Annotated in this window: 24 protein-coding genes and 1 pseudogene; 24 read left to right on the forward strand and 1 reads right to left on the reverse strand. The window is 43.8% G+C overall.

The annotated features are described in order from the left end of the window. Positions 1 to 40: 40 nt before the first annotated feature. The 8 genes from AB1F57_RS05355 (at position 41) to ltrA (ending at position 8,752) form a co-directional block, all read left to right on the forward strand. Positions 41 to 1,252, forward strand: a complete 1,212-nt coding sequence (locus tag AB1F57_RS05355; RefSeq protein ID WP_105136917.1) for a phosphopentomutase — start codon at positions 41 to 43, stop codon at positions 1,250 to 1,252. Continuing rightward, entirely contained in the window at positions 1,252 to 1,608 is a 357-nt protein-coding gene (locus tag AB1F57_RS05360; protein WP_167785159.1) for an ArsC/Spx/MgsR family protein, read from the forward strand. Before AB1F57_RS05355 ends, AB1F57_RS05360 begins: the two co-directional genes overlap by 1 nt. 11 nt (positions 1,609 to 1,619) lie before the next feature. After that, positions 1,620 to 2,429 carry a purine-nucleoside phosphorylase gene (locus AB1F57_RS05365; RefSeq protein WP_167785158.1) on the forward strand — a complete coding sequence of 270 codons (810 nt, stop codon included), beginning with the start codon at positions 1,620 to 1,622 and terminating at the stop codon, positions 2,427 to 2,429. Positions 2,430 to 2,497: 68 nt separating this feature from the next. Further along, positions 2,498 to 3,142 carry a LemA family protein gene (locus tag AB1F57_RS05370; protein WP_167785157.1) on the forward strand — a complete coding sequence of 215 codons (645 nt, stop codon included), beginning with the start codon at positions 2,498 to 2,500 and terminating at the stop codon, positions 3,140 to 3,142. Positions 3,143 to 3,215: 73 nt separating this feature from the next. Continuing rightward, positions 3,216 to 3,929 carry a purine-nucleoside phosphorylase gene (gene deoD, locus AB1F57_RS05375; RefSeq protein WP_167785165.1) on the forward strand — a complete coding sequence of 238 codons (714 nt, stop codon included), beginning with the start codon at positions 3,216 to 3,218 and terminating at the stop codon, positions 3,927 to 3,929. 156 nt (positions 3,930 to 4,085) lie between these two features. Beyond that, entirely contained in the window at positions 4,086 to 4,352 is a 267-nt protein-coding gene (locus AB1F57_RS05380) for an HIRAN domain-containing protein (protein WP_245169936.1), read from the forward strand. A 180-nt stretch (positions 4,353 to 4,532) separates the two neighbouring features. Beyond that, positions 4,533 to 6,800, forward strand: a complete 2,268-nt coding sequence (locus AB1F57_RS05385) for a glycogen/starch/alpha-glucan phosphorylase (protein WP_167785156.1) — start codon at positions 4,533 to 4,535, stop codon at positions 6,798 to 6,800. A 674-nt stretch (positions 6,801 to 7,474) separates the two neighbouring features. After that, positions 7,475 to 8,752 carry a group II intron reverse transcriptase/maturase gene (gene ltrA, locus AB1F57_RS05390; protein ID WP_367985804.1) on the forward strand — a complete coding sequence of 426 codons (1,278 nt, stop codon included), beginning with the start codon at positions 7,475 to 7,477 and terminating at the stop codon, positions 8,750 to 8,752. 56 nt (positions 8,753 to 8,808) lie between these two features. Here ltrA and AB1F57_RS05395 read toward each other — a convergent pair whose 3' ends face one another. Further along, positions 8,809 to 9,381: a VanZ family protein gene (locus AB1F57_RS05395; protein ID WP_167785828.1), complete on the reverse strand. Its 573-nt coding sequence runs from the start codon at positions 9,379 to 9,381 to the stop codon at positions 8,809 to 8,811. Positions 9,382 to 9,475: 94 nt separating this feature from the next. On the opposite strand from AB1F57_RS05395, the gene hemW reads away from it, so the two are divergent. The 16 genes and pseudogenes from hemW to AB1F57_RS05475 all read left to right on the forward strand — a co-directional run bounded on the left by hemW (position 9,476) and on the right by AB1F57_RS05475 (position 22,210). Then, positions 9,476 to 10,612, forward strand: coding sequence for a radical SAM family heme chaperone HemW (gene hemW / locus AB1F57_RS05400; RefSeq protein WP_367986241.1), 1,137 nt, complete (start codon positions 9,476 to 9,478; stop codon positions 10,610 to 10,612). 14 nt (positions 10,613 to 10,626) lie between these two features. Continuing rightward, on the forward strand, positions 10,627 to 11,367 hold the full coding sequence (locus AB1F57_RS05405) for an acyl-ACP thioesterase domain-containing protein (protein ID WP_367986242.1): 741 nt from the start codon (positions 10,627 to 10,629) through the stop codon (positions 11,365 to 11,367). Continuing rightward, positions 11,354 to 11,644, forward strand: a pseudogene (locus AB1F57_RS05410) (NUDIX hydrolase N-terminal domain-containing protein); the annotation flags it as partial. The gene AB1F57_RS05405 and the pseudogene AB1F57_RS05410, both read left to right, overlap by 14 nt. Positions 11,645 to 11,809: 165 nt before the next feature. Then, a complete protein-coding gene (locus AB1F57_RS05415) occupies positions 11,810 to 11,983 on the forward strand; it encodes a hypothetical protein (protein ID WP_167785825.1) in 174 nt (57 codons plus the stop codon). Continuing rightward, positions 11,980 to 12,777 carry a replication initiator protein A gene (locus AB1F57_RS05420; RefSeq protein WP_167785824.1) on the forward strand — a complete coding sequence of 266 codons (798 nt, stop codon included), beginning with the start codon at positions 11,980 to 11,982 and terminating at the stop codon, positions 12,775 to 12,777. The genes AB1F57_RS05415 and AB1F57_RS05420 overlap by 4 nt, the downstream gene beginning before the upstream one ends. A 99-nt stretch (positions 12,778 to 12,876) precedes the next feature. Continuing rightward, positions 12,877 to 14,229, forward strand: a complete 1,353-nt coding sequence (dcm, locus tag AB1F57_RS05425; protein WP_167785823.1) for a DNA (cytosine-5-)-methyltransferase — start codon at positions 12,877 to 12,879, stop codon at positions 14,227 to 14,229. Continuing rightward, a complete protein-coding gene (locus AB1F57_RS05430) occupies positions 14,213 to 14,632 on the forward strand; it encodes a hypothetical protein (protein ID WP_167785822.1) in 420 nt (139 codons plus the stop codon). Before dcm ends, AB1F57_RS05430 begins: the two co-directional genes overlap by 17 nt. A 10-nt stretch (positions 14,633 to 14,642) precedes the next feature. Next, positions 14,643 to 15,014, forward strand: coding sequence for a hypothetical protein (locus AB1F57_RS05435; RefSeq protein WP_170238751.1), 372 nt, complete (start codon positions 14,643 to 14,645; stop codon positions 15,012 to 15,014). 22 nt (positions 15,015 to 15,036) lie between these two features. Then, on the forward strand, positions 15,037 to 15,270 hold the full coding sequence (locus AB1F57_RS05440) for a transcriptional regulator (protein WP_167785820.1): 234 nt from the start codon (positions 15,037 to 15,039) through the stop codon (positions 15,268 to 15,270). A gap of 2 nt (positions 15,271 to 15,272) precedes the next feature. Beyond that, positions 15,273 to 15,854, forward strand: coding sequence for a CPBP family intramembrane glutamic endopeptidase (locus AB1F57_RS05445; protein WP_167785819.1), 582 nt, complete (start codon positions 15,273 to 15,275; stop codon positions 15,852 to 15,854). An 82-nt stretch (positions 15,855 to 15,936) separates the two neighbouring features. Beyond that, positions 15,937 to 16,425 (forward strand): hypothetical protein, encoded by a 489-nt coding sequence (locus AB1F57_RS05450; RefSeq protein ID WP_167785818.1) that lies wholly within the window; start codon positions 15,937 to 15,939, stop codon positions 16,423 to 16,425. Then, on the forward strand, positions 16,425 to 18,242 hold the full coding sequence (locus AB1F57_RS05455; RefSeq protein WP_367986244.1) for a VirD4-like conjugal transfer protein, CD1115 family: 1,818 nt from the start codon (positions 16,425 to 16,427) through the stop codon (positions 18,240 to 18,242). Before AB1F57_RS05450 ends, AB1F57_RS05455 begins: the two co-directional genes overlap by 1 nt. An 18-nt stretch (positions 18,243 to 18,260) precedes the next feature. After that, a complete protein-coding gene (locus AB1F57_RS05460; protein ID WP_167785816.1) occupies positions 18,261 to 18,503 on the forward strand; it encodes a hypothetical protein in 243 nt (80 codons plus the stop codon). Positions 18,504 to 18,519: 16 nt separating this feature from the next. Then, on the forward strand, positions 18,520 to 19,374 hold the full coding sequence (locus tag AB1F57_RS05465; RefSeq protein ID WP_167785815.1) for a type IV secretion system protein: 855 nt from the start codon (positions 18,520 to 18,522) through the stop codon (positions 19,372 to 19,374). A gap of 189 nt (positions 19,375 to 19,563) precedes the next feature. After that, positions 19,564 to 19,917, forward strand: a complete 354-nt coding sequence (locus tag AB1F57_RS05470; RefSeq protein WP_167785814.1) for a PrgI family protein — start codon at positions 19,564 to 19,566, stop codon at positions 19,915 to 19,917. After that, positions 19,874 to 22,210: a VirB4-like conjugal transfer ATPase, CD1110 family gene (locus AB1F57_RS05475; protein WP_349308120.1), complete on the forward strand. Its 2,337-nt coding sequence runs from the start codon at positions 19,874 to 19,876 to the stop codon at positions 22,208 to 22,210. Before AB1F57_RS05470 ends, AB1F57_RS05475 begins: the two co-directional genes overlap by 44 nt.

Genomic DNA, 22,210 nt, shown 5'->3' on the forward strand with positions numbered 1-22,210 from the left:
TAAAAGACGAACGTTTATTTACAAAAAAAAGGAGAGCAATATGCCTAAATTTAAACGTATTCACCTGGTTGTCCTGGATTCTGTGGGAATCGGTGCGGCGCCAGATGCCAACAACTTTACCAATGCAGGCGTGCCAGACGGTGCCTCAGACACCTTAGGACACATTTCAAAAACAGTCGGCCTGGATGTGCCAAATATGGCTAAGCTGGGCCTCGGCAATATCCCTCGTGAAACACCTCTGAAAACAGTTCCTGCCGAGGAAAATCCGACAGGTTATGCGACAAAATTGGAAGAAGTATCACTTGGTAAGGATACCATGACGGGTCACTGGGAAATCATGGGCCTCAACATTACCGAACCTTTCGATACCTTCTGGAATGGTTTCCCTGAGGAAATTTTGACCAAAATCGAAGAATTTTCAGGTCGTAAGGTCATCCGCGAGGCCAATAAACCTTACTCTGGAACGGCTGTAATTGATGATTTTGGTCCTCGTCAAATGGAAACTGGGGAGCTCATCATTTACACCTCCGCAGACCCTGTTCTTCAGATTGCAGCCCATGAGGACATTATTCCGCTTGAGGAGCTCTATCGTATCTGTGAGTACGCGCGTTCTATTACCTTAGAACGTCCAGCCCTTCTGGGTCGTATCATTGCTCGTCCTTATGTTGGTGAGCCAGGTAACTTTACCCGCACGGCCAACCGCCACGACTATGCCGTTTCTCCATTTGAGCCAACTGTTCTCAATAAACTGGCAGATGCTGGTATCTCGACCTACTCTGTTGGTAAAATTAGCGATATTTTCAACGCCTCAGGCATTACCAACGACATGGGCCACAACAAAAATAACAACCATGGTGTCGATACCCTCTTGACAACCATGGGTCTGGCTGAGTTTGAGACAGGATTCTCCTTCACCAATCTGGTGGATTTTGATGCCAACTTTGGTCACCGCCGTGATGCCAAGGGCTACCGTGATTGCTTGCATGAGTTTGATGCACGCTTGCCAGAGATTATAGCTGCCATGCGTGAGGACGACCTGCTCCTCATCACAGCTGACCATGGGAATGACCCGACCTATGTCGGTACGGACCATACTCGTGAGTACATTCCGCTCTTGGCTTACAGCCCATCCTTTACTGGCAACGGCTTGATTCCACAGGGACATTTTGCGGATATTTCGGCGACTATTGCTGAAAACTTCGGTGTGGACAATGCCATGATTGGGGAGTCATTCTTGGATAAATTAGTCTAATGGAAAAAGTAACCGTTTATTACAATCCCGATTGTAGCAAGTGCAAGAAATTGCGGGTCCTTCTCGCTCATCAAGATCTGGAAGTGACCTGGGTTAATTATCTGGAAAATCTCCTGTCCAAGGCAGATTTGGAAAGGATTTTGGCTAAAATGGATGCCCAGCCTTCCCAGCTTATCCGCCTGGCACAGGACGATTTTGCAGGAAAATCCGAGCCAGAAATTCTGGAACTCATGGTAGCTGAACCCAGTCTTGTCAACAGACCCATTATCGAGCGAGAAAGTAACGCTTTTCTCTGCAGACCGCTGAACGTAATCGTAGAAAAAATGCCAGAATACGACTGGTCAAGATATTTGTAAAAGGAGAAATTATGTCACTATTAGAAAAAATCAATGAAACAAAGGCTTTTTTAGAAGAAAAAGGCTTGATTAAGCCAGAATTTGGCTTGATTTTGGGCTCAGGTTTGGGCGAATTGGCAGAAGAAGTCGAAAATGCGATTGTCATCGACTATGCGGATATTCCAAACTGGGGCAAGTCAACAGTTGTTGGGCATGCAGGCAAGCTGGTCTACGGTGACTTGGCTGGTCGCAAGGTCTTGGCTTTGCAAGGGCGTTTCCATTTCTACGAAGGAAATCCGATGGAAGTGGTGACCTTCCCTGTCCGTGTCATGAAGGCCTTGGGTTGTGAGGGCGTCATTGTCACCAACGCTGCTGGTGGTATCAACTACGGTCCTGGTACCCTCATGGCTATCACAGACCATATCAACATGACTGGTCAAAATCCGCTTATTGGCGAAAACTTGGAAGAGTTCGGTCCTCGTTTCCCAGATATGTCCAATGCCTACACTCCAGCTTACCGTGAAAAAGCGCATGCTATTGCTGAAAAATTGGGCATCAAGCTTGAAAATGGTGTCTACATCGGTGTAACAGGCCCGACCTATGAAACGCCTGCAGAAATCCGTGCCTTCAAGACCCTGGGAGCCGATGCCGTCGGCATGTCAACCGTGCCAGAAGTCATTGTTGCAGCTCACTCAGGCATGAATGTCTTGGGAATTTCAGCTATCACTAACTTTGCAGCTGGTTTCCAATCAGAACTCAACCACGAAGAAGTGGTAGAAGTGACTGAACAAATCAAAGAAAATTTCAAGGGCTTGATTAAGGCGATTTTGGCTGAGTTGTAGGAGGGACCAATGACCAACAACCCCTGGTTCAGTGTTCTGAAAGGATAGGCATTATTGCGCTACTTACAATGGTATGGTTGTTTTTCTTCGCGGCTATTGATACAAGTGGCTCTGAAACCAACTATGAGCCTTTCAATGGTGCTTCGATTATTTGTGCAGTGATTTCCTATCTGATTATTTTATTTATACTGCAATATAATAAGGTTGTTCACTTAAAAGAGGAGATTACCACTTCTTACAATGCAATAGAGATTAAACAACTACATGTTACAAAGTTGTTGGACCAACTGCAAGAAGTGACGGATAAAATTGTAGATCACGAGTTAAAAATGTCTGTGAAGAATACCTTTTCCGAGTTGATTGAAGAGGAGAAGCAGTCAGACCGTCTGACTGCAGAAGGAAATGATGCCAATCATCATCAAACTAAGAAGAAATTCACTTCCAATTCGGGTTCAAACAATTTCCATGACCATCTGTCGCAACAATCTGCAAAAGTTACAAAGTTGGTGGAACGGATCGAACGGGATACAAAAGGAAGGGCTGATGAGAGTTTGCGGGATTTGATGCAAGAAATCAAAGAAACTGAAGCTCTAGTGACCAACCAACGCCTGTATTACAACGATACGGTTTCACAATACAATAAATCAATCTATGCCTTGCCATTTGCCTTTTTAAGAGGGACACTTGGTTTCAAGGAGCAAGCCTATATGTAACCTAGTCAATTTGAAATCTGTGTTACATAAATAGAGAAAAGAAAGGAAGGGCTAGTAGCCCTTTGTGAAAAAAATGAGTATCCATATTTCCGCAAAACCAGGCGAAATCGCTGATAAGATTTTGCTTCCTGGTGATCCGCTTCGTGCTAAATTTATCGCTGAAAACTTCCTTGAAGACGCTGTGTGCTTCAACGAGGTCCGCAATATGTTCGGCTACACTGGTACCTATAAGGGTCACCGTGTTTCTGTCATGGGAACTGGCATGGGGATGCCATCCATTTCCATCTATGCCCACGAGCTCATCAACGAATACGGTGTGAAAAAATTGATTCGTGTGGGAACAGCGGGGTCTATGAACAAGGATGTCCATGTCCGTGAATTGGTCTTGGCTCAGGCCGCTGCGACCAACTCTAAGATGATTAACATCGATTGGCCAGAATACGACTTGCCACAAATCGCTGACTTTGATTTGCTGGACAAGGCCTACCACATTGCTAAAGACCTTGGCTTGGCCACTCACGTGGGAAATGTCCTTTCATCAGACAGTTTCTATTCTCCAAAACTATTTGCCCGTAACTTGGAGCTAGGACAAATCGGTGTCAAGGCTGTTGAGATGGAGGCGGCTGCTCTCTACTATCTGGGTGCTAAATTCGGTGTCCAAACCCTGGCTATCATGACCATTTCTGATAGCTTGGTCAATTCAGATGAGGATACAACGGCAGAAGAACGCCAAAATACCTTCACAGACATGATGAAGGTCGGTTTAGAGACACTGATTGCAGAATAAGCTGAACGATTTTTTTATTAAGGAGGTTACTTATGACGTTTGCCAACTTTGAACCTACACGGCATGTTGAAGACTTCCATTTAGCAGGATTTGCTTATTAGTCGGATAGTCCAGTGGACTGTCTGAGCTCGCTCCTTGAAAACGAGAAGGGAGCGATTGTTAAAAGAATTGAAGCTAGGAACCTCATTACAAATGCTTGCAGAGCCGACCAATCCCTATGATTCAGAGGCTGTTGTAATTTTGTATCAAGGGAAAAAGCTTGGTTACATTCCCAAGCACAAGAATAGTTTGATCAGCCGGATGTTTTTTTATGGACACGGGGATATTTTGGAAGCTCGCGTTCAAATGATTGATTTGACGGAACATCCTGATCGTCAACTACGCGTGGTTGTTAAGTTTAAGGACAATCGTCCGACAGCCTAAATCAGTAGACAGAGAAGTTATCAGGTTAAACTGTACCGTTTGAAAGACGAACTAAGTTCTATTTGTATGGAACTTAGCTTGTCTTTTTTTGTTTTTTAGTGTACAATAGAAAACGGTTACATATCGTAACGAAATAAACATGAATACTTACATATATTGGTTTCATTTAGGAGATTAGAAATGATTAATTTACAAAATTTTGTCCAGTCCATGTACGCTAAGCGGATTGAAGACTGTTCTGACCATGAACTCTACTATGCACTTCTAGCATTTACCAAGCAACAGAGTGAGGCTAAATATACCAATGAGCAGAAGAAAAAAGTCTACTACATTTCTGCGGAGTTCTTGATTGGTAAACTTTTGTCTAACAACTTGATTAACTTGGGTGTTTACGATGAGGTGAAGAGCCAGTTAGCTGCTGCAGGGAAGGACTTGATTGCCATTGAAGATGTGGAGATGGAACCATCTCTTGGTAACGGTGGTTTGGGTCGCTTAGCAGCTTGTTTCTTGGATTCGATTGCTAGTCTTGGCCTCAACGGTGATGGTGTAGGTTTGAATTACCACTTTGGACTGTTTCGTCAGTTGTTTGAATACCACCAACAATCTGCAGTGCCAAATGAGTGGATTACGCCACGTTCTTGGTTGACAGAATCCCCAATTTCATACCAAGTGCCATTTGCTAACTTTACCTTGACGTCTAAGTTGTACGATATCGATGTGCCAGGCTATAAGACAGAGAGGAAGAACCGTTTGCGTTTGTTTGACCTTGGTTCAGTAGATGACAATATCATCTATGATGGCATTGAGTTTGACAAGGAAGACATTTTTCGTAATTTGACCCTCTTCCTCTATCCAGATGATTCGACAGATGAGGGCAAGGTGCTGCGTATCTTCCAGCAGTATTTTATGGTGTCCAATGCTGCCCAGCTCTTGATTGATGAGGCTATCGCCAAAGGCTCTAATCTTCATGACTTGCCGGATTACGCCGTAGTTCAAATCAATGATACCCACCCATCGCTGGTGATTCCAGAGTTGATTCGTTTGTTGGAGCTTCGCGGTATCTCCTTTGATGAGGCAATCGAAATTGTTAAGCAAATGACTGCCTATACCAACCACACAATCTTGTCTGAAGCCCTTGAAAAATGGCCGCTTGACTTCTTGAATCGTGTAGTTCCACACTTGGTACCATTTATCGAGGAATTGGACCGTCGTGCAAAAGAGGTAAAAAATGACCCTGCGGTTAATATCATCGATGAGCAAGGCCGTGTTCACATGGCTCACATGGACATCCACTATGGCTATTCTATCAACGGTGTGGCAGCCCTGCATACGGAGATTTTGAAAACATCAGAGTTGAAAGCCTTCTATGAGCTCTATCCAGAGAAGTTTAACAACAAGACTAATGGTATCACCTTCCGCCGTTGGCTCATGCATGCCAACCCAAGCTTAGCAAGTTACCTTGATGGCTTACTTGGACATGGATATCACCACGATGCTAGCGAGTTGGAAAAACTCTTGGACCACAAAGATAGTAAAGAATTGAAGGCATGGTTGGAAGAAACCAAGCAGCACAACAAGCGTAAACTGCAACGCCACATTGCCAAAACTCAAGGAGTAGATGTCAATCCAGAGTCTATCTTTGACGTACAAATCAAGCGTATGCATGAGTACAAGCGTCAACAGATGAATGTCCTCTATGTTATTCATAAGTATTTGGATATCAAGGCAGGCAATATCCCGACTCGCCCGTTGACAGTCTTCTTTGGCGGAAAAGCAGCACCAGCTTACACAACTGCCCAAGACATTATCCACTTGATTTTGGTCTTGTCACAGGTTATTAAAAATGATCCAGAAGTGGCACCACACTTGCAGCTGGTTATGATTGAAAACTACAATGTAACAGAAGCAAGCTTCATCATCCCAGCGGCAGATATTTCAGAGCAGATTTCTCTTGCATCTAAAGAAGCTTCTGGAACAGGTAACATGAAATTCATGCTCAACGGTGCTTTGACTATCGGTACAGACGACGGTGCCAATGTGGAAATTCATGAATTAGTTGGTGATGAAAATATCTACATTTTCGGTCAAGATAGCCAGACTGTTATTAACCACTATGCAAATGGAACCTATCATCCTTATGCCTTCTATGAGCGTGAAGCTATCCGTCCATTGATCGATTTCATCACATCTGACCCCATTCGTCAGGCTGGTGGTATTGATGAACGCCTCTGGCGCTTGCAGGACAACCTCAAGCATAATGACCACTTCATGACCTTGCTAGACTTGGAAGACTACATTGCAACTAAGGAAAGAATGTTGGCAGACTATGAAGACCGTGACAGCTGGTTGGACAAGGTCATCGTCAACATTGCCAAAGCAGGCTTCTTCTCATCAGACCGTACCATTCAACAGTACAACGAAGATATTTGGCATTTGGAAGCTAAGTAAGCTAATACTCTTCGAAAATCAAAACTATCCGTTGTCAACTTACCTAGATGAACTTCAGTTCTATCGTCTCTATCGTCGGCTTCGTTTCCTAGGCTACTTTTGATTTTCATTGAGTTTACATAAACTAAAAATGACCTTGCGGGGTCATTTTTTCTGTATGTACGACGGGCATGTCGTACATCTGAGGTGAAAGTCCTCCGTGGACACCCGCTACCGGTGAACCCCAAAGCGACTCCCAAGCCTGACTATCGTGAGGTAGCGGGGAGAGGAAGGGATAGCGAAATCGTGGCTCTACGAACAGAAACGTGATAACAAGGCGTATATAGGGGATGAGGGGGCATACAACTCTAAAGTCCAAAAAGGTAGTCGTAACCTATAGACGTAAATCACGAGAGTAAACGAGGAAAGATGTACGACTTATCCCGTGAGGTCTCATGAGCGTCAAAGACGTAGTAACAACGAATCATGAGAAGTCAGCCGAGGCCATAGTAGCGATGAAACTTCTGTAATAGAGGTGGAGCGAAGGGCTGAACAATTAACCGAAGTATACCTACTTCACTTGTGTCTGTAAAACTAGCGGTCTGATAGAACTGGGTGCGGTCACGTATTGACTAGAGGAAAGTTCACCAATATAAGACGTCCCTCAGACACCGAAACAAGAAAGGAATACGCACATGTCACAGTTACTAGATAATATCCTATCTCGGTCCAATATGCTTGAAGCCTACAATCAAGTTAGAGCCAATAAAGGTTCAGCAGGAATTGACGGCGTAACTATTGACGAAATAGATGACTATCTCCGCAAACACTGGCGTTCAACTAAAGAACTCATAAAGCAGAGGAAGTACAAACCTCAGCCAGTCTTACGAGTTGAAATTCCCAAACCTAACGGCGGAGACCGTCAGTTAGGTATCCCAACGGTCATGGATAGAATGATACAACAAGCTATTGTCCAAGTCATTAGTCCTATTTGTGAACCCTATTTCTCTGAGAGGAGTTACGGATTCAGACCCAATCGGTCATGCGAACAAGCTATTATCCAGTTATTAGAATACCTTAATGACGGTTATGAGTGGATAGTAGACATAGACCTGGAGAAGTTCTTTGATACCGTTCCTCAAGATAGACTGATGTCGCTTGTTCATAACATTATCCAAGATGGAGATACAGAATCTTTAATTCGTAAGTACCTTCATTCAGGTGTAGTCATCAACGGACAACGGTATAAAACACTAGTTGGAACTCCACAAGGAGGAAACCTATCACCGCTCCTGTCCAATATCATGCTTAATGAGCTAGATAAAGAGTTGGAAAATCGTGGACTTCGCTTCGTTCGCTACGCAGATGACTGCGTCATCACAGTCGGTAGTGATGCGGCGGCTAAACGTGTGATGCATTCAATTTGTCGTTATATTGAAAAACGATTAGGTTTGAAAGTCAACATGACCAAGACCAAGATTGTGAGACCGAGCAAATTAAAGTACCTAGGATTTGGGTTCTGGAAATCATCTGAGGGCTGGAAAAGTCGTCCGCATCAGGATAGCGTACAGAGTTTCAAGAGAAAACTCAAGAAACTAACGGCCCGTAAGTGGAGTATTGACTTAGACAGCCGAATTGAGCGACTAAACTGGGTCATCCGAGGTTGGATAAACTACTTTTCTATGACGAACATGAAATCAGTCATGGAAAGCATTGATGAACGACTAAGAACTCGAATAAGAGTTATTATCTGGAAACAATGGAAGAAGAAATCTAGGCGATTATGGGGACTTCTCAAATTAGGAGTACCGAAGTGGATAGCGGATAAAGTATCTGGCTGGGGAGACCATTATCAATTAGTGGCTCAGAGGTCTGTACTGAAACGTGCCATATCAAAACCAGTCCTCGCTAAACGTGGACTGGTTTCTTGCCTAGATTATTATCTAAAACGACATGCGTTAAAAGTTAGTTGAACCGCCGTGTGCCGAACGGCACGCACGGTGGTGTGAGAGGGACTAGAAATTAGTCCCTACTCGATTCTATTTTTGAAAGATAGAGCCATTGCGGATTTTCCCAAGAAGTTTCCAAGGACAAAGCCAGAGGTGTTCAGCAAGATGTCGCCAAGGTCAAAGAAGCCCAGTGAAAAGAAGAATTGACAAGCTTCAACTAGCAATATGACCCCTACAAAGAGAGAAAGTTTTTTCCAAGAAAATGAAAAAAGTAATCCAAATGGCAAAAAGAGCAGGAAGTTGAAGACCACTATAGCTGGATTGAGAAATAGGTCTTGAGAGAAGGTGCTGAGGAGATCCAAGTTGACACCTCTGACGCCCATGCTTTTGAAAAAGAGAAGATAGACTAGCAGAAGCCCGTAGCAAGCGTAGAAAAACCAAAGTGTCAGTCTCGAAATGTGGGACTTATAGACCAGTCGAAATAGTGTAAAGCAAACCCCAGTCATTAACAGGATCGCCGCAAGTGTCGGCCAAAAATCAACCGTCATGAAAATGGTCGTGAACTGGTAAAAGAGAAAGGTCATAAAGAGCCAGCGACAAAGCAGAAATGATAGAATCAAGTTGATACCATCGTAGATAACTTCTTTTCTCATAGAGGGCCTCCTTTTTATTTCATTATATCATTATTTGAGGGGGGGGAAAGTATCAAGAAAATATTTTTACAGACAGTGTGCTATAATAGTTGGTATGAAAAAACGACCGACATCTGCCTATATCCACATTCCATTTTGTACCCAGATTTGTTACTACTGTGATTTTTCCAAGGTCTTTATCAAGAACCAGCCTGTTGATGAGTATTTGGCCGCCCTTATGGAAGAGGTCAAGTTTTACGACCTGCCAGCTCTTAAGACCCTCTATATCGGAGGTGGAACGCCGTCGGCTCTCTCGGCAGAACAGTTGGACTACCTCCTGACCAATCTGGAGAACATGCTGGATTTGTCGCAAGTAGAAGAATTTACTATTGAGGCTAATCCTGGTGACTTGACTGCAGACAAGATTGCAGTACTAAAAAAATCCAAGTGCAATCGGGTGTCACTGGGTGTCCAGACCTTTGACGACCGTATGTTGAAAAAAATCGGTCGTAGCCATAACCAGGCCCAGATTTATGAAACCATCGCTGCCCTCAAGGAAGCAGGTTTCTACAACATTTCCATCGACCTGATTTATGCCCTTCCTGGTCAGACTATGGAGCAGGTGGTCGATAATGTCGCAAAGGCTTTGGAGTTGGACATTCCCCACATGAGCCTCTATAGCTTGATTTTGGAGAACCATACGGTCTTCATGAACCGCCAACGCCGTGGCAATTTGCATCTGCCCAACGAAGATGTGGAGTCCGATATGTTTGACTACATTTTGCAAGAGTTGGAGAAAAATGGCTTTGAGCACTACGAGATTTCCAACTTCACCAAGCCCGGCTTTGAAAGCCGCCACAACCTCATGTACTGGGACAACTCCGAGTATTACGGTTTGGGGGCAGGGGCTTCAGGCTACATCGACGGTATGCGCTACCGCAATCGCGGCCCCATCCAGCACTACCTCAAGTCCATCCGTGAAAAAGGTCATTCCCGCCTGCACGAAGAGTTTCTTAGCAAGACCGAGCAGATGGAAGAAGAGATGTTTTTAGGGCTACGGAAAAAAACTGGCGTGTCTATTGAGCGATTCGAGGAAAAGTTTGGCATTTCCTTTGAAGACCGCTATGGTCAGGTGGTCAGAGACTTGAAAAATGAAGGCCTCTTACAAGAAGAAGGCCGTTGGTTGCGGATGACCAAAAAAGGATTGTTTCTGGGCGACACAGTTGCTGAACGATTTATTATTACAGATTAGAAAAGAGCAAAACGATGGGCTTAACCTACCAAGAAAATTTCACCATTCCCTTTGATATGGTGGATGTCAAACAAGACATCAAACTGCCCGACTTTATTTCCTACTGTCTTGGTGTGTCAGGTCGACAGTCGGAAGAACTAGGTCGCAGTGACCTCTATGTTTTTCAGGAATTTGGTTTGATTTGGGTGGTTACGGATTATGAACTAACTATTAAACATTTACCCAAGTACAATGAAACCATCACAATAAAAACAGAAGCGGTTGCCTACAATAAATTCTTCTGTCATCGGATGTTTTACATCTATGATGAAGCGGGCAATCTCTTGCTAGATATTCTTTGCTATTTTGTCTTGATTGATTTTGAGAGCCGCAAGGTTGCTCCAGTGCCAGAGGCCTTGATTGCTCCCTATCAGTCTGAACAGGTCAAAAAACTGCCTCGGGCTCCCAAGTATCAGCTCTTGGAAAACCCATCTGTACAAGAATTTCCTGTTCGCTATTTTGATTTGGACATGAATGGGCATGTCAATAATGGCAAGTATCTGGAATGGATGTATGAAGCACTAGGCTATGATTTTCTGCTCTGCCATGTCCCTAAAAAAATCCAACTCAAGTATCTTAAGGAGGTAGAGGCGACTAGCTGGGTGAGTTCGCGTATGGTGGCAGAATCTGGTGTCAGCCAGCATGAGATTGTGGTAGATGGGCATATTCATGCGCAAGCTGTCATAGACTGGAGGGAAAGTCATGTCGATGGATAAGTGGTTGGAATGGGCCGTACGGTTACAAGCCTTGGCTCAGACAGGCTTGGCCTATGGAAAAGATGTTTATGACATAGAGCGCTTCGAAGAAATTAGACAGATTGCGGCGGAAATGTTGGTGGAGCCGTCTGGACAGCCCTTGGAATTGGTGAAAGACTTATTTTGCAATGAAACAGGCTATCAGACCCCTAAGTTGGATACCCGCGCAGCTATTTTCCAAAAGGATAAAATCCTACTGGTCCAGGAAAACGATGGGCTCTGGTCCTTACCAGGTGGGGATTGTGTCATAATAATGACAGGTGCTTAAAACGCTGTCAAATCAAGGATTTGAGTGTTCTACAAATAATCTGAAAGGAGCCGTTTGTTTTAATTTAATAGTGTAAGAAGAGAACAGTATAGGATTGTTCTCTTTTTTATTTTAGTAAAAAGAAATGGAGAAAATATGCAAACAGAAGAACAGGCCAGCCGTCACACGATGATGGCTTTTTTAGTTGCTAATATGCAGCTAGACATCATAGAAGCTAGTGAAATTGTAGCTGAACTTGAAGAAGCGAAGTTAATTCAGGTCTATGAAAATGGAGATGTAGCTATGAAGGAATTGGAGGGAGACGTATGAAACGAATATCCGCAAATCAATACCAGACATCAGAGCGGTATTACAAATTGCCAAAACTCTTGTTTGAAAGTGAGCGATACAAGGACATGAAGTTAGAGGTCAAGGTTGCTTACGCAGTTCTAAAAGACCGCTTGGAGTTATCCTTGACCAAAGGGTGGATTGATGAAGACGGATCCATCTATTTGATTTATTCCAATTCTAAACTAATGGCACTTTTGGGCTGCTCAAAGTCTAAGCTCCTGTCTATCAAGAAAGCCTTGAGACAATATGGTTTGATTGAGGAAGTCCAACAGTCTTCTAGTGAAAAAGGACGACTGGCAAATAAGATTTACTTAGGGGAGTTGGAACAGGATACGAGGCCAGTCTTAGATTCAGACGGGGCTAGTGTTAAAAAAACACGAGGGGAGTCTCAAAATCAGCCGGGGCCAGTCTTAAATTCAGCCCCTAGTGAGACTGAAAGTAGTGAGACTAATACTAGTGAAACTAAAGATAGTGATTTTTTTGGAGAGGATGAGGAGGAAAACAGCTTTCAATCCTTGAGAAGAAAGGTCGAAAAAACAAGCCAGTATGACAAGGACTATATTTGGGGCTTGGTTCATGAACAGCTAAGGGCAGAAGGTTACAGGCAAGGAGCTGCCGATATGGCCATGTTGATGCATTTTGAGAAGAGGTATCAGTTGGCGCTTGATAATATGCGATTTGCACGGAATGCTGAAACGATTGCGGAGTATGTCTTTAATGGCATACTGGCTGAAACCAATAGAGAACTGAGAAAGGAAGGAAGAGATGCTTGATGGGATCTTGTTCGTGATTGTGACCATTTCACTCGTTTATACCGTTTTTGAAATCATTCGTTTGGAATGTGAACGTACTTTTTTTGAAGAGGAGGAGTGATGAAGTTTTTAGACTTATTTTCTGGCATTGGTGGCTTTCGGCTCGGAATGGAACTGGAAGGTCACAAGTGTATCGGATTTTGTGAGGTAGATAAGTTCGCAATGCGGTCTTATCAAGCCATGTATGACACGAAAGGAGAAATAGAATTTCATGATATTAGACAGGTCACAGACCAAGAATTTAGACAACTTAGAGGACAAGTGGACGTCATCTGTGGGGGATTCCCTTGTCAGGCATTTTCACTCGCAGGACGACGATTGGGATTTGAAGATACTAGAGGAACTTTGTTCTTTGAGATTGCTCGAGCGACCAAACAAATCCAACCACGTTTTCTTTTTCTTGAAAACGTCAAAGGCTTACTCAATCACGACGAGGGGAGAACGTTTCGAACAATCGTCAGCACGCTTGATGAGCTGGGGTATGATGTTGAATGGCAAGTCCTTAACAGTAAAGATTTCGGCGTTCCCCAAAACAGAGAAAGGGTCTTTATTATCGGACATTCTCGAGCCTACCGTCCCCGATTCCTATTTCCTCTCAGAGGAGAAGGTAGCCCAACTCATCTTGAACGACTAGGAAATATCAACCCGTCCCAAAAGGGGTTAAGTGGGGAAGTTTACTTGTCAGAAGGATTAGCTCCTACTCTGGTTCGAGGGAAAGGCGAGGGCCAAAAAATCGCCATACCCGTCCTCACTCCTGATAGAGTAGCCAAACGCCAGAATGGGCGACGATTTAAGGATAATGAAGAGGAGATGTTTACGTTAACGAGCCAAGACAGGCATGGGGTCATGGTCGCAGGCACTCTCCCCACATCTTTTGTGCAGACAGGTCGGGTCTATGACATTTCAGGGATTTCTCCAACCCTTACCACCATGCAAGGTGGCGATAAAGTTCCCAAAATTCTCTTGCGAGAAGAAGAACCTCATTTGAAAATCAAGGAAGCCACAAAGTTGGGGTACGCTAAGGCTAGACTTGGAGATTCAATCAACTTAGCTTATCCAGAGTCAACCAAACGAAGAGGACGAGTTGGAAAAGGTATCGCAAATACCCTAACGACTTCAAGCAATATGGGGGTAGTCGTGGCGGCTCTAGAATACCGTAAGGACCGTTGGCATGAAGTGACTGGTATCGTCATCGATGACAAACTCTATCGCTTGCGCATCAGACGATTAACCCCAAAAGAATGTTTTAGGTTACAAGGCTTTCCCGATTGGGCCTATGAAAAAGCAGAAAGTGTCTCTAGTAAGAGCCAATTGTACAAGCAGGCTGGAAATAGCGTGACGGTCCCCGTCATTCGAGCCCTTGCCAAAGAATTTAGAAAGATAGAGGAAGCAGAACATGCAATTATTACATAAACAAAGTATTTTAGGATTAGAAGAATTGGATGAAGCCATTCATCATGCGGAAATGGATCAGCTCATGTTGGAGATTCTAGACTTGCCCAACTATGACTGCGACATCTTTGTGACAGTAGAAGAGGGAAGCCAGCAGGAGCCGATGGCTTATGAATCAAACCTACATCGAATTTTTGAACTAGTGGAGGCAGAGGACATCAAAAATGGGGTGGATGCCCTATTAACCTCCGACAATCATCTAGCCTTTCGGGCGTATGGGCAACACTATACTTCTCAAGGAAAAGAAGGCCTCCTCACAACGCTGATTACTGTCAAGTGTTATGGCGAGGGCATGACGCCGATTGATATGAGTAAGGTGCTGACGGCTCCTAAAAAAGCAGTAGACAACTCACTTTCCTTGTAAGGAGTTTCGTATGCTTGAGCTTTATCTAGGGAGAAATTCCAAACGAAACGAGCGTCTCATTGGCTTTTTAGAGGCGTATGGAGTTGCCTATACCTGTATAGAACCTTGTCAGATTAATCGAGAGATGCTATTCAAGCTATTTTCAAAAACCAATGATTGTTTTGACCTCTTGTCACCGTCTTTTTTATGTTATAAGCGCCAACATCACATGCGTTTGAATGAATTGGTTCATTTAGTGCTTCAAAAACCTGAACAGGCGATTCGCTTGCCTTTGATTGTTTGTAAGGGGCGGGTCTATCCTGATATGACATTAGACGAGATGCGAACCTTTATACCAAGAGACTTGAAACGGCAGCTGTATCAGGCCAGTCTTTTGAAGTAAGTAAAACCCTAAAGGAGGAAGAATGAACGAACGCTTTTGGGAAAATCTAGAGTTGATTGTTGCAGAAAAAGACCTGACGTGGGCCTCTTTAGCGCGGCTGATGTTTCAGGGTCAGTATGTCTATCCTAGTGAGTTTAATCGCTTGTATCAGACATTCCGTCATTATCGCTCACATCGCTTAATGCCGCAAACCAAGTGGGTGGAGAGGCTAGTAGTGGTTTTAGAGATTGATTATGAAGACCTGTTTAGGAGGTAAAGATGATTCGATTAGTATTAGCCTATGGAGCTATTCATCTGAATGTGCTGTTTTTGAGTTGTTATCTATTGGGTTATTTGGATAGAGAAGTGTTGTTACTGCTACAAGTTGGATTCCTAGTGATTTTGTGGCGCAGTGTGTTTAAAGATAGAAAGGTACAATTAGACATTTCTTGGAAGAAGAGAGCCCGTTGGGTACTGCTAGGTCTCTTCTTTATGGTCTTCTTATCTCTTTTGGTCAGTTTGTTGGCTTCAGAAGTCCCGCACAATCAAGCACGGCTCATGGAAGTTCAAGGTCAAGTTCCCTTGGTGCCGTTTTTCTTGTTCTTATTAAATGCCAGTATCGCAGAAGAATATCTTTACAGGCAACTGCTTTGGGAAAGATTGAAAAGTCCTTTACCTCAGCTGATGATAACCAGTCTTCTTTTTACTTTCGCTCATCATCCTAGTAGTCTCGTCACTTACTTCACCTATGGGGGACTAGGAGTGACGCTTGGATTCGTCCGCCTAAAGACCGATGCCTTTACTGCTCTGTTACTCCATGTTTCATGGAACGTCCTTGTGCTGAGCTTGTCCATGGTGTGATAAACAAATCAAGGGTGCTTTCGTATGATGAGACTACCCTTGATTTTTTCTCGGGGAAGAAAGAGCAGAAAGGAAGTCCGTGATGTCATCAGAACACCAGGAGAGACAAGCAGTACAGTATGCCGAGCGAACAGCACTCTTTACCGTCAGAACCCTCTTAAAGCTCCTTGAGTGGTCGGCGAGACACGCCCTCGCTCAGGATTCTGCTTATAAGATTGGCGTGCAAAAACTAGAAGAACTCCTCCAGAGTCCCTATGCTATTGAATCCCTTAATATCTCAACAGACATCTTAGAAAAGCCAATCGATAGTGAGAAATTCAAGGAATTGATGGAGTCAGAAGCCTTGCCCCTTGCGATTAGCTGGCAAGGAGATTACCTCCATTTCTACGCTAAGGACAAGTCCTTACTTGATACGCACTTGGATAGCTTGCTTAAAAAGTTAGTCTCTAATCCAGACAAGCTAGAAGGGTTGACGTTTGATAAGACCTTAGATGAGGAAATCGAACAAGCCAAAGAACAAATCCTTCTGACTGAGCCTCGTGCGGTGAGAACCAAGGAGGTCAGCCTCTGATGTATTCTTTCAAAAAAGGAATTGTTTTTGGTGGCTTGGGCTTGATCGTGGGGTATGTTTGTCATCGCTTGACCTTGCTTTATGATAGCCTACCCAATCAGCCACCTTTAGAGAAAGTGGCCTATCTCTTAGGAGATGGCCAAGAAGAGCTACTGGTTCCACTTTGGAATTTCTCTTTTACAGGAAGGTCCTTCCTAGCCTTTCTCCTAGGTCTGTTTACCATGGGCTTGGTTTATTTATATGTGTCAACTGGCCAAAAGGTGTATAGAGAAGGAGCTGAGTATGGTTCGGCTCGGTTTGGGACTGTAAAGGAGCGACAAGCCTTTTTCAGTAAACATCCCTTAAACGACACCATTCTTGCCCGAAACGTGCGCTTGACCCTCTTAGAAAAGAAAAAGCCTCAGTTTGACCGCAATAAGAATCTAGTTGTCATTGGTGGTTCTGGTGCAGGAAAAACCTTTCGCTTTGTCAAACCCAACCTCATTCAACTCAACTGTTCCAATATTGTTGTGGATCCTAAAGACCACTTGGCTGAAAAGACGGGGAAACTCTTTTTGGAGAACGGTTATCAGGTCAAAATCTTGGATTTGGTCAATATGACCAATTCGGACGGCTTTAATCCCTTTCGCTATGTGGAGACAGAAAATGATTTGAATCGTATGCTTACGGTTTACTTCAATAACACCAAAGGTAATGGCTCACGAAGCGATCCCTTTTGGGATGAGGCTTCCATGACTTTGGTTAGAAGCCTAGCCTCCTATCTGGTTGATTTTTATAATCCTCCAGGTAGCACTAAGGAAGAGGCAGACAGTCGCAGAAAACGTGGTCGTTATCCAAGCTTTTCAGAGATAGGAAAACTCATAAAACTGCTTTCTAAAGGGGATAACCAAGACAAGAGTGTCCTAGAAGTCCTCTTTGAAAACTATGCCAAGAAGTATGGGACGGAAAACTTCACCATGCGCAATTGGGCTGATTTTCAAAATTATAAGGATAAGACCTTGGATTCGGTGATTGCGGTGACAACCACTAAGTTTGCCATTTTTAATATCCAATCTGTCATTGATTTAACCAAGCGGGATACCATGGAGTTAAAAACATGGGGGACACAGAAAACCATGGTCTATCTAGTGATTCCTGACAATGATACGACCTTTCGCTTTCTTTCCGCCCTCTTTTTCTCAACGGTCTTTTCAACCCTGACCAGACAAGCCGATGTGGACTTTAAGGGGAGGCTTCCGATTCATGTGAGAGCTCACCTAGATGAATTTGCGAACTGTGGTGAGATACCTGATTTTGCGGAACAGACTTCAACGGTTCGTTCACGCAATATGAGCCTTGTGCCAATCCTTCAAAATATCGCCCAGCTCCAAGGACTCTATAAGGAAAAAGAGGCGTGGAAAACCATTCTAGGAAACTGCGATAGCCTGCTTTACTTAGGTGGAAATGACGAAGAGACCTTCAAATTCATGAGCAACCTCTTAGGCAAACAAACCATTGATGTGAGAAATACCAGTCGCTCCTATGGACAAACAGGGTCTGGCTCGCTCTCTCATCAAAAGATTGCACGAGACCTCATGACTCCTGATGAAGTGGGCACCATGAAGAGAGATGAGTGCTTGGTTCGGATTGCAGGAGTTCCAGTTTTTAAGGACAAGAAGTATCTTCCGTTCAAACACAAAAACTGGAAGTTCTTGGCAGATAAGGAAACGGACGAGCGCTGGTGGGATTATCAGATTGATCCTTTGGGACAAGAAGAAATGATGGATTTAACAGGCCATAAGACGAGAGACTTAACCAAAGAAACAACACTAACATAACGGAAAAGAGGATGTATTATGACGAAACAACTAACAGGATTTGTGTATGGAGTCGATGCGACTTCCATGTTTGCGCAAGCCATGGCGCTCTTACAAAAAGGCTTGATTGCCGTAGGTGCCTTTCTCGTGGTGATGGGGATTATCAACCTAGCCACCAATATTAAAGACGGAGGACCAGGTGTCCGAAATGCCATTCTTGAAATTGTGGGTGGCGTGATGGTCGGTGCAGCGGGAGCCTTTGTGACCCAGATTACGATTTAGGAGGGCAAGGTATGACATGATAACAGATCTAACCTCATCTTTTGTATTTTTGGCTTCTGAGAAAATCTCAAGTGATAGCCTCTTTGAAGGCTTCGATGTGGACTTGGAATCAACGGCCAGTCTCGTCAAATCCCTAGCGGACTATAACCCAACCGTGTGGTCTTATCTGTCTGCCATTACCAAAGGGATTATGGAGCCGATTGGTGTAGCGATTTTAGCCGTTATCCTTATCCTTGAATTTTCTAAGATGGCCAAGAAAATAGCAGGCTCAGGTGGAGCCATGACCTTTGAGGCGATTGCACCAATGCTTGTGAGCTACATCATGGTAGCAGTCGTGTTGACACATACGACGGTTATTGTGGAAGCGATTTTAGCTGTGGCTTCCTATGTCATTGAACAAGTGGCAGGGATTGTATCGCACGGTGGAACAACCTATGAAACCATTTCAGGACTCAAGGGCTCAGGGATTGTGGGGAAAATGATCGTTGGTTTATTTGCCATTATGATTTGGCTGGTTCGAGTGGCTAGTTCTATGGTGGTCAATATCCTCATCACGATTCGCTTTATCCAGCTCTACCTGATGATTCCGTTTGCGCCAGTCACGATTCCCACCTTCCTTAGCGATGAGTGGCGAAGTGTCGGAATTGGCTATCTGAAAAATATCATGGTCTATGCCGTGCAAGGAATCCTGATATTTCTCATTGTTTCCCTTGTGCCTCTCTTTGAATCAGCTGGAAAGTTAGCAGTCGCAAATGGGACAGGTGCGATGGAAACCCTAGCCATTATGGTAGGAGGCTTAGTGCAGGCTATCTTGCTCATCATTGCCTTAGTGGGTAGTCAGCGTACTGCTAGAAGTATCTTGGGCATGTAAGGAGGACAGCACTTGCTGGAATAACTGTTAGACTGAGACAAGTGTCTTGGTCTTTTTATCCAAACTGAATACGGGCTACGGACAGTGTCAAAAAGATAAATTTTCCTAGAGTCTTGGTGACTCGTCGGTCAATTTCCTATTTTGACGGTGTCCGCTTAACGCCCTAAATATCTTACTAAGGAGAACAACATGAACACACGTGTCTTTAAGGACATCGCAAAAGTCCAACACAGGGCATGGCTAGGCTTTACAACAAGGCAAGTCATCTTTGTCTTGCCTGCCCTAGCGCTCACCATTATCGTCTTAGGCCTCAATCTTGTTTATTGGCAATTCGGGGATTGGTTTGTCTATGGCTTTGTCTGTAGCTTTACCATTCCTCTCCTACTTTTTGGGGTCTATCGCCCCAATGATTTACCCTTTGAAATTTATCTCAAATACCGTTTTCATTATGAAATGACACAACCAGAACGCACCTTAACAGGACAGAAAGGAGTTTCCCGTGACAAAACAAAAACACTTCATGAAAGCAAAGACCTCTTCTAAGGCGAAAACGACTAAAAGAGAAATCTTACCTTCAACCGTCAATACCTTGGCCTACCAAGGCCTCTTTCCGAGTGGCCTCATGCAGGTGACACCAGATTATTTCTCTCAGACCTATCTCCTAGGTGATGTCAACTACCAGACAGTTGGCTTAGAAGAAAAGGGAGCGATTGTAGAAACCTATTCAGATTTGATTAACTCGCTCGATGAGAAAGCCAATTTCCAACTAACCATTTTTAACCAGAAAGTCAATTTAGAAAAATTCCGAAAAAGTGTCTTGTACCCTCTCCATGAAGATGGCTTTGACACCTACCGTGATGAACTGAATCGTATCATGGACAATAACTTAGAAGCTGGGGAGAATAACTTTTCAGCTATGAAACTCATTTCTTTTGGAAAACAAGACCAAAATCCAAAACTCGCCTTTCGTTCCCTATCGCAAATTGGCGAATACTTTAAAAGTGGCTTTTCAGAAATTGATGCGAGCTTTACCCTCCTACACGGAGAAGAGAGAGTCAACCAGTTGGCGGATATGTTACGAGGGGAAGATCATGTGCCCTTTACCTATCAAGACCTAGCTCTTTCAGGACAAACGACCAAGCACTTTATCGCCCCAGCTAGTCTATCCTTTAAACAAAAGAATTACCTAGAGATAGACAATCGTCTCTTACAAATAGTCTATGTGCGGGATTATGGTATGGAATTGGGAGATAGGTTTATTCGTGATTTGATGCAGTCGGATTTAGAAGTCATCATCAGCCTTCACGCCAAGGGTGCAACCAAATCAGAAGCCATGAAGAAACTAAGAACGAAGAAGACCCTCATGGAATCGCAAAAGATTGGGGAACAACAGAAGATGGCACGAACTGGCGTCTATCTGGAAAAGGTTAGTCAGGTGCTAGAAACCAATATTGATGAAGCAGAAGAGTTGCTTAAGACCATGACCCAAACAGGAGACAAGCTCTTTGACACCCTCTTTTTGATTGGGGTCTTTGCGGATCATGAGGAAGAATTGAAGCACTCACTTGAGATCATCAAACAAGTGGCAGGCTCAAATGACCTTGTGATTGACAACTTGACCTATATGCAAGAAGCAGCCTTTAACAGCCTCTTGCCCTTTGGGAAGAACTTTTTAGAAGGTGTCTCTCGCTCTCTTTTGACGTCAAACATTGCCGTCAACTCTCCTTGGACATCTGTCGATATACAAGATAAGGGTGGAAAGTTCTATGGGATTAACCAGATTTCTAGTAACATCATAACCATTGACCGTGGAAAATTGAACACTCCTTCAGGTTTGATTTTAGGAACGTCAGGTGCTGGTAAGGGCATGGCAACCAAGCATGAAATCATCTCCACCAAGCTAAGAGAAGGGAACGAAAACACAGAAATTATCGTAGTAGACCCAGAAAACGAGTATGGTATTATCGGTCAAGCCTTTGGTGGAGAGAGTATCGACATTGCGCCGGACTCAACCACCTTCTTAAATGTTCTTGATTTGTCTGATGAGAATATGGACGAAGACCCTGTCAAGGTCAAATCAGAGTTTCTCTTATCCTTTATTGGAAAACTTCTTGATCGTAAAATGGACGGTCGGGAAAAATCCATTATTGACCGAGTAACCAGACTGACCTACAAACATTTTGACCAGCCTTCTTTAGTCGAGTGGGTCTTTGTTTTATCGAAACAACCAGAAGAAGAAGCGAAAAATCTAGCACTTGATATGGAACTCTATGTGGAAGGGTCTCTGAATATCTTTTCACATCGGACCAACATCAAAACAGACAGTAACTTCCTCATTTACAACGTCAAAAAGCTAGGGGATGAGTTGAAACAGATTGCCCTCATGGTTATCTTTGACCAAATCTGGAACCGGGTGATCAAGAACCAACAATTAGGCAAGAAAACGTGGATTTATTTTGATGAAATGCAGCTCCTATTGTTGGACAAGTATGCCTCTGACTTCTTCTTCAAATTATGGAGTCGGGTTCGTAAATACGGGGCTACCCCAACAGGCATTACGCAAAATGTGGAGACCCTACTCCTTGATTCGAATGGCAGACGCATTATCGCAAATAGTGAGTTTATGATTCTCTTGAAACAGGCTAAGAATGACCGTGAGGAATTGGTTCACATGTTGGGATTATCAAAAGAGCTTGAAAAATACTTGGTGAATCCAGACAAAGGCGCAGGTCTCATCAAAGCGGGCGCAACCGTTGTGCCTTTCAAAAATAAGATTCCTCACCAGACGGCACTCTTTGACATCATGAGTACAGACCCAGAGAAAATGAGGAGTTGA

Source organism: Streptococcus nasisuis (assembly GCF_040836615.1).
Classification (GTDB): domain Bacteria; phylum Bacillota; class Bacilli; order Lactobacillales; family Streptococcaceae; genus Streptococcus; species Streptococcus suis_V.